Genomic DNA, 15,512 nt, shown 5'->3' on the forward strand with positions numbered 1-15,512 from the left:
TTACATCCCCCTTGTAAACAATAAAACTTAGTCCGGTAATTGACTCCTATATTGATCATTGCTTATTTTCTCTATGGGCTCTACGTAGCCTTCTTCTTCGTTTTCTTCAAAATATTCATAAACATTTTTTAATTTATTGAATTTATCAACAGCTTGGTATGTATCTTCGCCGTCAAAAATTAATTGTTCATGATAGTCATCGTGCCCATAGCCAAAAGGCTTTAGGAGATAATTTTGAGTCTCATTTCTATATAAATCCCTGGTTTCGGCCATATCACTTATAGTATTTTGACACTTTATGCAGTATCTAGTATATAGTATAAAATTTAGCCTTTCCTCAGAAATCTTATCTCCGCAATTCTTACATATTCCGTAATCACCTTTGCCTATGCTTTTTAATGCATCTTCTATTTTTTCTAATATAGCTATTTCGTTATTCTCAAAAGCTCTTCCTCGTTCCAAATCATTCATTTCTGATGCCAAATCACCAGGATGATTGTCATAAAATGACAATTCCGAAGATGCTTCAAAATTTGTTCCTATTACTTGATTTCTCTTTAGCTGTTCAATTAAATCTTCAATTCGCTTTCTTTCCTTCAATAAGGCATTTTTATAAAAATTTAATCTATTATTATCCATACCCTTTCACCTCTCTTAGTTTGGTAGATTTCATTATTAATTTATATATTTATTCTACCAAGGGTACGAATTTTTATAACGCCAGTATATTCCAATGATAAAAACTTAACTTATGCATATAAATGCATAAGTTAATAATTAAAATTATAATCTTATATTCTATATTAATTATCTTTTACAAAAAACTTTTTAATTTCGTTTAATTCATCATTATCAAAAGCTGTGTCTTCAAGATTGTTTATATCCATCTTTGTATCTTCTTCAATCTCTTTTTCTTCAACATCTTCAATAACGGAACCTACGCTATAATTTTTTATAAAGTCCTTTTCCAGTTCATCAAAAGTATCTACTTGAACTTTCATAAAGTTTCTGAACTTAGCTCTAAATTTAACAAATTCCTGTTTAACCTTATCATAATCTTTATTGACATCTATTATATCATTATGAGCCTTTTCGATGATTTTATGTGCAGTGTCATTAGCATTCTTTATTATAAATTCAGCTTCTTTTTGTGAAGAAGCCTTTGCTTGCTCCGCAGCATTTTGAGCTAGAACTAATGTATTCTGAATAGTGGACTCTATTTTTGAGTAGTGATCTACTTTTTCATTAAGTGAAGATAACTTTTCCTTTAAATTAGAATTTTCTTTATATATTGCTTCATAATCCTCTGCTACTTTTTCTATAAATTCATCAACTTCCTCTGCACTATAACCTCTTAAGGATCTTTTAAATTCTTTATTATTTATATCCATTGCTGTTAATTTCATTAGCTAACACCTCAACTTATACAAATTTTTTTATCCTAATTTTTAATCTTCCACTGCCGCTGCTACCTATCACTTCATATATCTTATACTTTCCATATCCTTTTATAGTAACAGTAGATAAAACTTCTACTTCATAGTCTTTTTCACGTATGTCTACATAATTTACAAGAACCTTACCGCCATTAATAAGCTCCACACCTTTGGCTCTTGATAATCTTGTTATAGCACTTACTATACTGTCACATCGCATAGAAGTAGATATGATAATGCTTTCCTCAAAATTAATTGAGGGAACATCATCAAAAGATTCCAATCTAACCACACTGCAAGGTGACTTTCCAATTTGTTTTACACTAGATTCTATGTATGAATATAGTTCATCGAAAACTACAGCATAACACTCATTATCACTGACAACAATATCTCCCAGCTTCTCTCTTTTTATCCCTAATGACATTAGAACTCCAAGATAATCTCTATGAGTAAGCTGAGAAAACTTAGATTTATTAATTATTTTAAATAAAATCATCGGAAAATCCATATTAGTGTCAAAGTTAAATGCTAACATCCTACGTTCAGCTTCTTGAAAAGCTCCAAAAGCTTCTATAGGAATTCTTAAACTTTCAGCAGAAGAAATAACTCTTGCCCAGACATTAGGAGGGTAAAAATCTGTTGAAAAAACTGTTTTTCCAGTTTTCTCTGCTAAAGAAAATCTGTCAAAAAGCTTTAACGCTGATTCATTGTCAGCTAAATTAAGCATGCTAATAAAGTCATCTTTTTTCATATTTATAACTACACCAAACTTCCTATAAATGCTAAAATAAAATATGCAACAATTGGCGATAAATCTAATTGAAGGTCTGGCAATATTTTTTCCTGAATTTTTCTTCCTGGATAATACAATGGCTCTGTTAAACTTTTCAGTACAGATATAAATGTATTGTTTTTATCCGGCATAACCCAAGAAATTATTATATCTATAGCGATGCACCATTCAAGAAGATTTATAAGTAAAGTGATGAATGTACTTATAAAAATTGCGAACGCCTCCCCTTATTTTGCCCAGCTAAACAATCCTTTACTTGACAATTCACCTTTTAATTCATTAGTAACTTCAACAGTTGAAGGTGATAATACATACACTCCTCTTTCAACTTCCTGCAATTCACCATCTAAAGCGTAGCTAGCACCACTCATAAAATCTAACATTCTTTGAGCAATTTTAGGATCCAAGCTTGTAGTATTTACTACAACTATCTTTCTATTTCTTAAATCATCACAAATATTAGTTACTTCGTCAAATGTAACAGGCTTCATGATTACAACTTTTGCAGAATTTGAACTATGTATATTTACAACCTTACTTTGCTTCTTGTTAAACTGAGAAACTGGAGCATTTACTTCTACTTCTTCCTCTCTTTCAGTTTCAACTACCTCTTCTACATCATCATATTCATCTTCCAATCCTAAAAATCCCATCACCTTGTTAAATACTTTTGCCATAAAAATATACCTCCTATATATTATATATTATTATAATTTCTTTTTCCAAATATGCCTTCACCAATCCTGACTACATTTGAGCCTTCTTTTACAGCCCACATATAATCTCCTGTCATCCCCATAGACAAGTATTCCATAGTAACATTTTTTAATTTTTTACTACTTAAATTCTCAAAAATACCTTTCATTTTTCCAAAGTAGTTTCTGCATTCTACTTCGTCTCCCTTAGGAATTACAGCCATGAGACCTTTTGCTTTCACATACTTGCAATTTTCTATAGCAGAAATCATCTCATCTATTTCTTCCTCAAAAGCACCTGACTTATTAGGATCTTTGGCTATATTTATTTGTATAAGCACATTAGCAATCTTATTTTCTTTTGCATATTGCTTTTCAATTTCATCTAATAGCCTTAAACTGTCTAGAGATTGTATCAGATATACCTTGCCTACTATATATTTCACCTTATTTCTTTGTAAGTGACCTATAAGATGCCACCTAACATCAGTGTGAAATTTTTCATGTTTATCCACAAGTTCCTGAACCTTATTCTCTCCAAAATCTCGAATTCCCTCCAAGTAGGCTAATTCCATTTCCTCCAAGCTTCTAGTCTTACTTACAGCGATTAATTTCACTTGAGATCTAAAGAGGTTATTTAGGGCCCTAACATTTTCTCTTATTTCCAAAATATACCCCTCCTACAGTAGGAAAATTCTCTTCTCAAATATATATTCTTCATAAAATCAAATTTCCCTTTAATTTTTATTAAAATTTATATTTATTTTTTGGTTTCTTTAACATACTTATTATCTATGTCTCCTATGTAAGCCGGAATTTTTACATTATCTACTGTATCCACACTTACTCTTATGTTTCGATATTTTAAATAAGTAAGATATCCCTCATCATTTGTCATGTAATCTTTTATTGCATTTGAATTTCCTATAACATTTATATAAAATGGAGCGCATAAATTTACATTGTTTATTTTCAAAAATGGTCCCCAGCAATATACTTCCGAATTACTAAGTATACGCTGATCATTTATGGATATTGCTTGGGCTCCTGCATTTCTTAGACTGTTTATCACTTCCAAAATATCTGTATTATGAATTATTCTTACCCATCTCTCTTCTTCGCTCACGGTCTCAGTACTATCAAAATTAGTGTCTGCATCATCTAACATTATTTTTAATCCTTTTCCAGTAACTGCTTCATTGCCTAATATGACATCATTTTTTTCCAATTCATTTTTCATGTCACTTACAACCTTTGAACTAGAAGTATCGATGTTGGTATAATCCTTTAACTTAGAATTATTTTTCCAATACTGGCTTTGTAATTCAGATATCTGATTGTATAATTGGGTCCTTTCATCTATAGCCTGCTTATATTGTTCAGCACTAAGTATAACCGTAGGTGTAGTATTAGCAAAACTTATATTCATAGATATCATTATTCCTATTATAACACATGCAATAAAAACAAATATTTTCATTTCATTGGCCTTCACATACATCACCTCATTAGCGGGATCTTGCTTTTTCTATTAGCAGTCTTCTTATAATTGCAAAATTATCAAATATTCTTCCTCCGAAAACTATAACTGCTGCTATGTATATGGGAATACCTAATTTATCTCCTAAATAAGCCAAAGCCGCTGCTAAAGCAGCATTGCCGAAAAAACCAGATATAAATATATCTGCCTGAAAATTTTTAGATAGGTTAGCCCTTATAGCTCCAAATACAGAATCAAGACAGGCTAAAATAGCCACAGAGATGTATGGCGAAAACTTTTCTGGAATATTTACATTCCAAACTATTCCTATTATAATACCAACTAACATTCCTAATATAGCAACCATAAATTCACCTCATAAACTATTTTACTGGATTTAAATAATCATTTTTATATTCTTTACTGTATTTTGGAATCTTTACAGAATCTGATGTGGATATTTCATAAGTATAATTAGGTAAATCTAAATAATCAAATACCCCCGCAAATTTTAAAGATTGCTCCAATTTTGTCTTATCTCCTATAGCCTTAATCGTTATTCTTTGACTAGGAGATATTTTATCACCATTTATTAATATATAATTATTGCCTGATAATTTAATTCCAGTTTGTTCCGTTATCCTTTCATCATTTATTGATATAGCCTCAGCTCCAGCAAAATTCAGCTCATTTACTAGATATGTCAATTCTCTATGATCTATATATTGCGGTTTGCTGGAAGAAAAGAGATCACTTTTAGGAGTAAGATACAATATTATTCCTTGTCCTTGAACATCGGTATATCCAAGAAGATTTCTGCTCTTATCAAGTTCATCCTTTATACTCTTATTAGTTCCGTTATCTGAAGTAGCACTATCTTCATATTTTTTGATTTGATCAGTGAGTTGATTATTTTTTTGCTCTAATTCCTGTTTTGATTTTTTTAATGCGTCTATTTCTGCTGTTATTTCCGTGCTATTTTTATTATCCACATTACTGCTGGTATCTTGATTTGCTAAAAGCTTAAATTGATATGTAAGCATGAATCCTAAAAGTCCACATACCAGAGCTACTGTTAATTGAGATGTCAACTTTTTCATCTTACCCCTCCTTCTTCTATATACTACGCACTTTTTAAATTTTTAAGGATTATCTACGGCATAAACAGGCGATCCATTATAACTCATATCTATGTAGCCTTTTTTAGTTTTTAACTCGGTTTGGTTAATTATATCTACAGCATCACTGAGTTTCTTCCTTAAGTTATCAACAGTCCCAATTTTCACCAAGACCGAATCTTTAAAATTCACTTTTATATCCGCTGCTAAAGATACATCTATGCTTGTTATAACAGTATCAGTTTTATTTTCATATTTTGTAAACTCATGCAATATATTTAACTTAGTAGAGTCTTTTAAATTTTCGCCCACTTTTACCGAATTTATGTCTATTCCATCAACTCTAATGAGCTTATTATCAGGAACAGCAGTGGTTTTTTCTAAAGCATATCCATCACTATCCATCAAAATAATATCTTTATCCTTTTGTATAAAGAAGTATGGAGTTCTTTCCTGTATATTTATTACTACCGTAGATGGAAGTTTCCTTTTTACTGTCACACTAGATATATACGGATTTGTCAATAAATTGTTTTTAATTTTATTCAAATTAGAAATAAATATATTCTCTCCAATTTTTAGTTTTGAAACAGTTATTACTTCCTGCTTATTTAATTTTTTATTGTTGTTTACCTGAATTTGGTTTATATTAAAATAGGGCAATTTTAACAATAACACTGCTGTTATAATACTCAAAATGAAAAGTAATAAAATTCCCCTCCTATATCTCTGCTTTCTTTTTCTTCTCTTTATGAGTTCATTATTTTTTTTCAAACCGCTTTCCCCCATAAACATCTCAAATAGTTCTCCATCAGCCTATTTTTTACATTTTGCATAAATAGATTGATATAAATTTGTTATTATTTATATAATAACACTTTATACTTTTAATTTCATTAAAATATATAATAAAACATATTAATTTTTTATTTTACTAATAAAATAAAAATATTAAATATGTTTTAATTTTGGTTTTATATATTACTAAGTTTTGAAGTGGTATTTTCACTTCATTTCGTCAATACATTCTTTTTCTATCTATTTGCCTAGACACATTAAGCAAAATCCCCATGGCAGATAGATTTAAAACAAGGGAAGATCCTCCATAACTTATAAAGGGTAAGGGAACTCCTGTAACTGGCATAGAACCAGACACAACTGCTATGTTTATTATAGCTTGAATAGCTATTACTGAAGTTATTCCTGTAGCAAGCAATGTACCATATGTATCCTTAGAATTTATAGCAGTCCTTATTCCTCTCCATACGAGAATCATAAACAGGCTTATTATTAAAATACATCCTATAAGTCCTAATTCTTCTCCTATGATTGAAAATATGAAATCATTATGCGGTTCAGGCATATAATAAGCTTTTTGTCTAGATTGGCCAAGTCCAACTCCCCAGATTCCTCCAGATCCTAATGCATACAGCGATTGTATTAATTGATATCCATTACCAGAAGCATCTTTCCAAGGATCTATGAAATTTAGAAGTCTAGCTTTTCTGTAACTAGCTGTGAATATTAGCATTATTCCTGCAACAGTACATACAGGAGCCACAAGACCAAATATATGCCACAATCTCGCCCCCCCTACAAATAAAAGTATAAGCGTCACAATCATTATTACAGCACAAATACTTAGGTTTTTTTCTAAAAGTATAAGTCCAGCATAAGCTCCTGCAACAAATAAATATGGAAGCACCCCATATAAAAGACTCTTTATTCTTTCTCCCTTATAGTCTATACTTTTGGCTAAGTATAGAACCATAACATATTTTACTATTTCTGAAGGCTGTATACTGATTGGACCTAAATTTATCCATCTTTGCGCCCCTTTTGCTCCTGGAAATAAAAAAACTGCTAAAAGCAAGGGTACGCATAATATCATCATCAATATGGTATATTTTTTTATTTTGTGGTAATCAAATCTCATAAAGAAAAGCATAGCTATAATACCAATTACAGCTGCAGGTCCCTGTCTCTTTAAAAAATGCATGTCATCTTTATATTGAATAGACGCCGTCCACGAGCTAGCACTGTAAACCATTATTAATCCTATAGTAAGAAGAAGCAGTATCACACAAAACATAACAAAATCAGCTTCTCCCAAGTTAACCCTGGATTTTTTCATAAATTCTCCTCCTAAAAATTGTTGTGAACACATCTGTATTCAATGATTATTAATAACCACTAATTTAGAATGCTAGAAATGAAATCAAACACAATATAACGGTTATTATAGAAAAAACTGAAACTATTTTAGGCTCTGCCCATCCATTCATTTCAAAGTGATGGTGAATAGGAGCCATCTTAAATATTCGTTTACCTCTTAATTTAAAGCTTCCAACCTGAAGAATAACTGATAATGCTTCTATCAAATATATTCCCCCCACTAGTATTATGAGAAGTGGAAGCCTTAATAGCATAGCCACTGCCGCCACTGCTCCTCCAAGTGCTAAAGAACCTGTATCTCCCATAAATACCCTAGCCGGGAAAGCATTAAATCTTAAAAATGCTAAGAGAGCACCTGAAACCACAGCACAAAATCTAGCCAATGTATATTGTGACATTCCCAAACATATCATAGTAAAGAATGTCATAACTAAAAGTGTAATTGAAGTAGCCAGCCCATCTAATCCATCTGTAAGATTTACAGCATTAGTGGTAGCAAGTAAGAAAACGATAATAAAGGGCACATATAAAATTCCTAAATCTATGTTTACCTTAAAAAATGGTACAAATATCTTGGAGCCGATCTCATCATTTGTATAGGCATAATAAGCTAATAGTACTGCCACTAGCAAAAGCATTATCATCTTCTGGTAAGCTCTAAGTCCTAAATTATTTTTATGAATTATCTTTAACAGGTCATCCATAAATCCAATAGCGCCAAAAGCTAAGAATGCATATAAGGCTATCATAGATTTATCTGTCGGATTTTTAATCATGAATGGAAAGCAAACTACCACTGCAGCAATAAAAATAATGCCCCCCATAGTAGGAGTTCCTGCCTTCTTTTGATGACTTTTAGGCCCCTCCTCTCTAATAAACTGACCAAATTTAAGCCATTTCAAAGCTGGAATAGCAAATGGTCCTATGAGTGATACAATTATAAAAGAAATTAGTACAGAATAGACAATAGCAGTGTTTAATAAATCCTTCATGTGGTAACATCCCCCGTTATTTGCTTTTAATTTTTTAATCTATTTACTATAGTTTCAAATTTCATGGATCTAGAAGCCTTTACTAGTATTACGTCATTTTCTTTTAATTCTTTTAATAAGAATTCGGCTGCCAGGTCATTGCTTTCAAAACTATAAAATTTATCATTATGGTTAAAGCCTTCTTTATAAGCTTCAACATATTCGCCAGTTGCTATTAGCATATCTATACCCTTAACACCTGCATATTTTCCAACTTCCAAATGACAGTTATATGACTCTTTCCCAAGTTCTCTCATCGTACCCAATACAGCAATTTTTCTGCCACCCTTAATATTTTTCTGCACATCTAATGCTGCTTTCATTGAGTCAGGGCTTGCATTATAGCTGTCATCTATTAAAGTCATTCCATTAACCTTTACTATATCCAATCTCATAGAGGTGGCTTCCAGATTAATAAATCCCCTAACTATGTCTGTATAATCAACATTAAATTCTCTTGCCACTGCAATAGCTAGAAGTGAATTAAGTACATTGTGCTGACCTACAATATTAATGGATACTTTATTATTTATAAGTTTATTATTGTCATATAAATCATATGCTATTTTATTCTCCATAAGCTCTATATTTTTAGCACAGTAGCTAAAATCAGTATTATAGCCTATGCTTTTTACTATAAATTCATCAGACTTAAAGTTCATCAACATATCATTTTCGGAATTAATAATCAATACACTTTGCTTATTAAAAAAATCCGTTATTTCTAATTTAGCCTTTAATATATTTTCTCTAGTTCCCAAATTCTCAATGTGCGATATACCTATATTAGTAATTACACTTATATCTGGACGTGCAGTATCTGCTAGTCTGTGTATCTCGTAAAGATTGCTCATGCCCATTTCTAATATGGCTACATCGTAGGTTTTATCAAGATTAAAAATCATAAGCGGAAGGCCTATTTCATTGTTAAAATTACCTTTAGTTTTAAACACCTTATATTTTTCACTTAATGCAGCTGCTATTAAATCTTTTGTTGTTGTCTTTCCAGTGGAACCAGTAACCCCTACTACTTTAATGTTAAGCTTGTTTCTATAGTATTTCGCAAGATCTTTTAAAGCCTTTCTTGTATCTTCCACTAAGATGATTGTAGCATTCTCAATTTCACTTGACTGAAACTTTATTTCATCAACTATACATATGGAGGCACCTTTTTCACAAGCAATTTTTACAAATTCATTACCATTGAATTTTTCTCCTTTAATTGCTATATATAAGTTATCATCAGCTATTTGACGGGTATCAATAGATACTCCTGAAAAATAATCTTTTTTCCCGCTTATATATACCTTGCCTCCTATAGCTTCTATAAGTTCACTCAATTTTAAAACTTCCATCTTAACACCCCTGGTTATTTACTTTTTCAAGTATTTCTTTTACTATTTCTCTTTCATCAAAATGTATTATTTGATTATTTTTAAATATCTGATAGTCCTCATGCCCTTTTCCTGCAATAACTATCACATCGCCTTTTCCAGCTATGCTTATAGCTTTTTCTATAGCTTCTCGTCTATTTTCTATTGTTAAATGTTCTCCATTAACACCTTGTAATATATCTTTTATTATTTCCATTGGTTCTTCATCTCTTGGATTATCCGATGTAATAATACTTATATCGCTAAGTTCAGACCCTATTTTCCCCATGATTGGCCGTTTGCTTTTATCTCTATTTCCTCCGCAGCCAAACAAAGAAATAAGTCTTCCTTTTGTAAACTCCCTAGCTGTCTTTAATATATTTTCCAGTCCATCCGGTGTATGGGCATAATCGATTATTATGTCATATCCCAAATCATAATCCTTCGTTACTAATTCACATCTTCCAGGAACCTGCGTATCTTTTAATCCTTTTTCTATATTTTCTAAGGAGATATTTTCTTTTAAAGCTACCGCTATAGCCGCCAAGGAATTATATACGTTATACATTCCAGGTATAAATATAGTAACATCTTTCTTTACCCCATCGTAATTTATGGTAAAATCCGCTCCCCTAGAGTACATTTTTATATTTTTGGCTGTTACCGTGGCATTTTCTATGCCATAGGTGATTTTATCATTCTCGGTATCTTCATATACTCTCTTTCCATATTCGTTATCAATATTTATTATTGACATTTTACTGTTTTTAAACAGCTTCAATTTAGCATTGTAGTAATTTTCAAAAGTTTTATGAAAATCCAAATGATCTTGAGTTAAGTTGGTAAATATCCCATAATCGAATTTTACTCCATACACTCTATTAAGCTCTAATGAATGTGAAGATACCTCCATTATGCAGTATTTTACATTTTGCTGTACCATTTCATAAAATAATTTTTGTAGTTCTAAGGATTCTGGAGTAGTTCTCTCAGAATGAATTTTTTTGTCACCTATATAATTTGCTATAGTACCGATCAATCCAGTCTTGTATCCAGCTTTCTCCAGTACAGACTTGATCATATAGGTAGTAGTAGTCTTACCGTTTGTTCCTGTTATTCCTATAATTTTCATCTTTTTCGCTGGGTTTTCATAATAATTTGCACCAGCTACAGCTAAAGCCTTTCTGCAATCAGCTACCTGAACTAACAGTACATGGCTGCCTACGTCCACTTTTTTTTCACAAATAATTACGGCTGCTCCATTTTCAACTGCTGACTTTGCATAAATATGTCCGTCAGTATTATATCCTGTTATACAAAAGAAAGCATCATTTTTGCCAACTAATCTTGAATTATATTGAATATTATTTATATCCAATCCCACATTTCCGCTTATTACTTTATAATCTATTCCATTTAAAAGCTCACTAAGCTTCATATTTACACTACCTTTCATATATGCAAATTATTTATTATGATGTTTTTATGTAATTACTTTAATTATTACCCTAATAATAATTTAATAATACTGAGGGAAAAACACAAGTTAATATTTTACATGACATAGGCATGCCTACCTTAAATACAGAAATATCAACTAAGATTTCCAATTATGCAAATTAACCCATCCATTCTTTTGCATAATTGATAATCAAAAGCTAGATTCCCATATCAGTTGCATGCCTATAAAACTAGTCTCCTGGAGTATCTTCCATTTCAATATTTAAAGTATCATCTTTCTTTATTATTTGTCCAGGGTCCACACTTTGATCCGTAATAATTCCAGTTCCTATAAACGAAGCTTTAATACCTAGACTAGCAAGTACTTCTTGTGCTTTTTCTTTGCTGTATCCGCTTAAGTCAGGAACAACTATATCTTCGCTAGCTGAAGCAGCATTTCCCATGTAAAGTACAACTGTAGTTCCTTCTTTAGTTGTATATCCTGGTTTAGGATTCATATCAATAATTGTATCTCCATCCCCCTGCACTTTTACATCACACTTTAAATTACTCTTAGTTAATGTACTTACGGCATCTGACTTTTTATTTCCTATCACATTAGGAACTATCACATCATTTAACATACTCCTAGCAGTATCTTCCACATTTACATCTCCTTTTAAGGATATGTAGTTAAATATATCATAAAAAACCTGCTTAGCTACTGGTGCAGCTATTTGTCCAGCATAATAATTTGAAGGATCAGGTTCATCAATAGAAATAAAAACAGATACCTTAGGATCATTTGCCGGAGCAGTTCCTGCAAAGGATGCCACATATTTTCCAGCTTCATAAGCTCCTGTCTGAGGATTAACCTTTTGAGCAGTCCCTGTCTTACCTGCAATATGATAACCGTCAATAAATGCTTTTTTTCCTCCGCCTTCAGAAACAACCTTTTCCAAATATGAACGAAGTTTATCTGCCTGAGTCTTATCTATGATTTGTTTTTTTTGATAATTCTTATCGTACTGTTCAAAGGTACTGTCAATCACTTCATTGCCATTTGCATCTTCCTGCTGTATATCCTTCATTACATGTGGAGTTATTAAATATCCACCATTTACTATAGCATTAAAAGCAGTCATGTATTGTACTGGAGTTACAGTATTGCTCTGACCAAAAGATATAGTAGCTAAATCCACTGGACCTATACTGCTTGTCTTTCTAATAATTCCTTTTGCCTCTCCTGGTAAATCTATATTTGTCTTGCTCCCAAATCCAAATTTATTTATATACTCATTAAGATTAGCTGCCCCAAGACGAGATCCTAATACCATAAATCCCACATTACAGGAATTTTTTAAAATATCTACAAAGCTTTCAGTTCCATGACCGCTGGTCTTCCAGCAATGTATATTTGCTCCTGCTACGTTTAAGCTTCCGTTACATACGAAAGTATCCGAATCGCTTACCACGCCTTTTTCCATAGCTGCAATAGCCGTTATTACTTTAAAAATAGAACCTGGTTCATATGTATCACTCACTGCCCTATTTCTCCACTTTTGCGCCATTTCATCTGGGCTATTAGCGCCTTCTCTAGGATTGTTAGGATCAAATCCTGGTGTATTTGCCAGTGCTAGTATTTCTCCATTTTTAGGATTCATTATCATTATGGTAACAGCCTTTGCTTTATTGTCATTCATAGCCTGCTGTGCTGCTTTTTCTGCAAAATACTGCATTTTCTCATCTATGGTAAGAACTATATCCTTTCCCTGTACAGGTTTTGTAAAATCTGAAATTATATATGGTAACTCATCGTTATTTCTATCTATTTCAGATATTCTAAATCCCGGAGTTCCCTTTAATAACTTATTATATTCAAGTTCAACTCCTGCAAGTCCATCTCCATCAGAATTAGTAGTTCCAATTACCTGTGATAAAAAGTTATTTTCAGGATAATACCTTTTTGTATCTGGAGATACCAAAACTCCAGATATTTTTAAGTCATTAACCTTATCTGCTTTGTCTTTTTCTATTCTACGTGCAAGTATAGCTGAACCTCTATCTTTTCCACTTTTCAAAGTTGTGGTAAGCTCTTTAAGTACCTTAGCATTATCCATGTCTAATGCCTTAGAAAGCTTTGCTGCGATAGCTTCAAAGGACTGATTATTTCTCTTCATATAATTTCTTATGGTATTCATGTCCAAATCAACTCTGTACACATTTGCACTAACTGCTAATTCATTGCCATATCTATCTAGTATTTTACCTCTCTTAGCGTCTATTTTTACCTCGTTTGTCCATTGTTCCGTAGCTAACCCTTTAAGCTTATTTTGCTGCAGAACCATTAAGTAAAATAATCTTAATATCAACGAAAAAAACAGAACTGCTATAACCCCTACAGAAATAAGTATTCTTCTCTTGACTATTACCTTATCTCTATAATTATTTATTCTCAATATCGCTCCTCCCGCCATAAATAATGATAAATTCTAAAAGTTAGAAATAAAAAAATCCTTTATTTCACTTATTATACTCTTTTGTGAATCATTATTTTTGTCGGATGGTACCTCTACAAAATTGTTTCCATGAAAAGTCACTTTAACCTTTTTGTCCATATTTTGCATAGACATATTCAGTTTATCCTTAGCAATGCCTTCTATACTGCTTAATCCATTTAGCTGTATGAGTTTAATATTCAAATCTTCGATGCTTTTATTAGTATCAGTTACATTGTCAGTAAGTTTATTTAACTCTACCTGCTTTTTGTATATGTGGGTTTCATTAAGCATCAATAGGAAGCCTAAAGCAAAGATTACTGCTATAGTCTTTAAAGCTTTTCTCTTTTTTTGATTCTTTTTATATTTTATTTTGTTTTTTCTTATAATATTGCTTTTCTTTATTTTTTCATAGTCTTCGCTTGAAGTTGTTTCTTCCCTGCGTTTAGGAATCATTACAGTGCTTCCTCTTATGTATTCATCTTCTTCTTTCAATATCAATTTATTCACCTCTCAGCCTAAATATAACTATATTTTTTCAGCTATTCTTAGCTTTGCACTTCTGCTTCTAGGATTAATTTCTATTTCATTTTCAGATGGTTCTATTGGTTTTCTAGTTACTATTTTTATTTCTGGTACCTTTCCACATTGGCAAATAGGAAACTGTGGCGGACAGATACAAGGTTTCTCCAATTGCTTAAATTTGTTTTTTACAATTCTATCTTCCAAAGAATGAAAGGTTATTATAGCCAATCTTCCTTTTGGATTTAGATTATTCACAGCATCTTCTATAGTTTTATTTAATATTTCAAGCTCTTTATTAACTTCTATTCTTATTGCCTGAAACGTTCTTTTCGCCGGATGAGGTCCCTCTCTTCTGGCCCTTGCTGGGATAGCTGCTTTAATTATATCAACAAGCTCTAAGGTGCTCTCAATAGGTTTTTGGCTTCTTCTTTCTGATATAAATGAAGCTATTCTTCGTGCAAATTTTTCCTCTCCGTAATCCCTAATAATTCTCTCAAGCTCTTTTTCTTCGTAATAATTTACAACATCATAAGCTGATTGTTCTTGATGCCTATCCATTCTCATATCTAATTTAGCATCATTCATATAACTGAAGCCTCTTTCAGCATTATCAAGCTGATAGGAAGAAACTCCCAGGTCCATCAATATTCCATCAACTTTCTCTATGTCCAGTTTTCTTAAAATGGCATCTATATTATAAAAATTATCATTGACATATGTAACATTTTTATAATCCTTCAGCCTCTCTTTAGCTGCATTAATAGCATCCATATCCTGATCTATTCCTATGAGCCTTCCTTCTTCTGATAGATGCTCTAATATGAACTTAGAATGTCCTCCACCACCTAAAGTACAATCCACATATATACCTGTTTTTTTTATATCGAGTCCTTCGATGCACTCATTAAGCATTATAGACAAATGTTTGAATTCCATATTTTTTCT

17 protein-coding genes are annotated in these 15,512 nt (G+C 31.7%); all 17 read right to left on the reverse strand.

From position 1 onward, the window contains the following. Positions 1-27: 27 nt before the first annotated feature. Positions 28-639, reverse strand: a complete 612-nt coding sequence (locus tag IAI10_RS08105) for a TraR/DksA C4-type zinc finger protein (RefSeq protein ID WP_315672797.1) — start codon at positions 637-639, stop codon at positions 28-30. Positions 640-803: 164 nt separating this feature from the next. Beyond that, on the reverse strand, positions 804-1,406 hold the full coding sequence (locus IAI10_RS08110; protein ID WP_315672798.1) for a DivIVA domain-containing protein: 603 nt from the start codon (positions 1,404-1,406) through the stop codon (positions 804-806). Positions 1,407-1,422: 16 nt separating this feature from the next. Then, complete coding sequence (locus IAI10_RS08115) at positions 1,423-2,190, reverse strand: YlmH/Sll1252 family protein (protein WP_315672799.1); 768 nt, start codon at positions 2,188-2,190, stop codon at positions 1,423-1,425. An 8-nt stretch (positions 2,191-2,198) separates the two neighbouring features. Continuing rightward, a complete protein-coding gene (locus tag IAI10_RS08120) occupies positions 2,199-2,444 on the reverse strand; it encodes a YggT family protein (RefSeq protein WP_315672915.1) in 246 nt (81 codons plus the stop codon). A 15-nt stretch (positions 2,445-2,459) separates the two neighbouring features. Then, the gene (locus IAI10_RS08125; RefSeq protein ID WP_315672800.1) at positions 2,460-2,909 is read right to left on the reverse strand and encodes a cell division protein SepF; all 450 of its coding nucleotides are present in this window, start codon (positions 2,907-2,909) and stop codon (positions 2,460-2,462) included. A gap of 20 nt (positions 2,910-2,929) precedes the next feature. Further along, positions 2,930-3,595 carry a YggS family pyridoxal phosphate-dependent enzyme gene (locus tag IAI10_RS08130; RefSeq protein WP_315672801.1) on the reverse strand — a complete coding sequence of 222 codons (666 nt, stop codon included), beginning with the start codon at positions 3,593-3,595 and terminating at the stop codon, positions 2,930-2,932. A 92-nt stretch (positions 3,596-3,687) separates the two neighbouring features. Beyond that, positions 3,688-4,422 (reverse strand): DUF881 domain-containing protein, encoded by a 735-nt coding sequence (locus tag IAI10_RS08135; RefSeq protein ID WP_315672802.1) that lies wholly within the window; start codon positions 4,420-4,422, stop codon positions 3,688-3,690. A 13-nt stretch (positions 4,423-4,435) separates the two neighbouring features. Beyond that, positions 4,436-4,774 carry a small basic family protein gene (locus IAI10_RS08140; protein WP_315672803.1) on the reverse strand — a complete coding sequence of 113 codons (339 nt, stop codon included), beginning with the start codon at positions 4,772-4,774 and terminating at the stop codon, positions 4,436-4,438. Positions 4,775-4,790: 16 nt separating this feature from the next. Continuing rightward, a complete protein-coding gene (locus tag IAI10_RS08145; RefSeq protein ID WP_315672804.1) occupies positions 4,791-5,507 on the reverse strand; it encodes a DUF881 domain-containing protein in 717 nt (238 codons plus the stop codon). A 42-nt stretch (positions 5,508-5,549) separates the two neighbouring features. Next, a complete protein-coding gene (locus IAI10_RS08150; RefSeq protein WP_315672805.1) occupies positions 5,550-6,299 on the reverse strand; it encodes an FtsQ-type POTRA domain-containing protein in 750 nt (249 codons plus the stop codon). Positions 6,300-6,543: 244 nt separating this feature from the next. Further along, positions 6,544-7,659 (reverse strand): stage V sporulation protein E, encoded by a 1,116-nt coding sequence (gene spoVE, locus IAI10_RS08155; protein ID WP_315672806.1) that lies wholly within the window; start codon positions 7,657-7,659, stop codon positions 6,544-6,546. A 64-nt stretch (positions 7,660-7,723) separates the two neighbouring features. Continuing rightward, positions 7,724-8,692 carry a phospho-N-acetylmuramoyl-pentapeptide-transferase gene (mraY, locus tag IAI10_RS08160; RefSeq protein ID WP_315672807.1) on the reverse strand — a complete coding sequence of 323 codons (969 nt, stop codon included), beginning with the start codon at positions 8,690-8,692 and terminating at the stop codon, positions 7,724-7,726. Positions 8,693-8,718: 26 nt separating this feature from the next. Then, a complete protein-coding gene (gene murF, locus IAI10_RS08165) occupies positions 8,719-10,086 on the reverse strand; it encodes a UDP-N-acetylmuramoyl-tripeptide--D-alanyl-D-alanine ligase (RefSeq protein WP_315672808.1) in 1,368 nt (455 codons plus the stop codon). A gap of 1 nt (position 10,087) precedes the next feature. Then, the gene (locus IAI10_RS08170; protein WP_315672809.1) at positions 10,088-11,542 is read right to left on the reverse strand and encodes a UDP-N-acetylmuramoyl-L-alanyl-D-glutamate--2,6-diaminopimelate ligase; all 1,455 of its coding nucleotides are present in this window, start codon (positions 11,540-11,542) and stop codon (positions 10,088-10,090) included. 253 nt (positions 11,543-11,795) lie between these two features. Then, positions 11,796-14,003, reverse strand: coding sequence for a stage V sporulation protein D (locus tag IAI10_RS08175; protein ID WP_315672810.1), 2,208 nt, complete (start codon positions 14,001-14,003; stop codon positions 11,796-11,798). A 33-nt stretch (positions 14,004-14,036) separates the two neighbouring features. Beyond that, on the reverse strand, positions 14,037-14,543 hold the full coding sequence (locus IAI10_RS08180; protein WP_315672811.1) for a hypothetical protein: 507 nt from the start codon (positions 14,541-14,543) through the stop codon (positions 14,037-14,039). A 27-nt stretch (positions 14,544-14,570) separates the two neighbouring features. Continuing rightward, a complete protein-coding gene (gene rsmH, locus IAI10_RS08185) occupies positions 14,571-15,503 on the reverse strand; it encodes a 16S rRNA (cytosine(1402)-N(4))-methyltransferase RsmH (RefSeq protein WP_315672812.1) in 933 nt (310 codons plus the stop codon). Positions 15,504-15,512: the final 9 nt, after the last annotated feature.

It is taken from the genome of Clostridium sp. 19966 (genome assembly GCF_032335695.1).
Lineage (GTDB): Bacteria > Bacillota > Clostridia > Clostridiales > Clostridiaceae > JACTOJ01.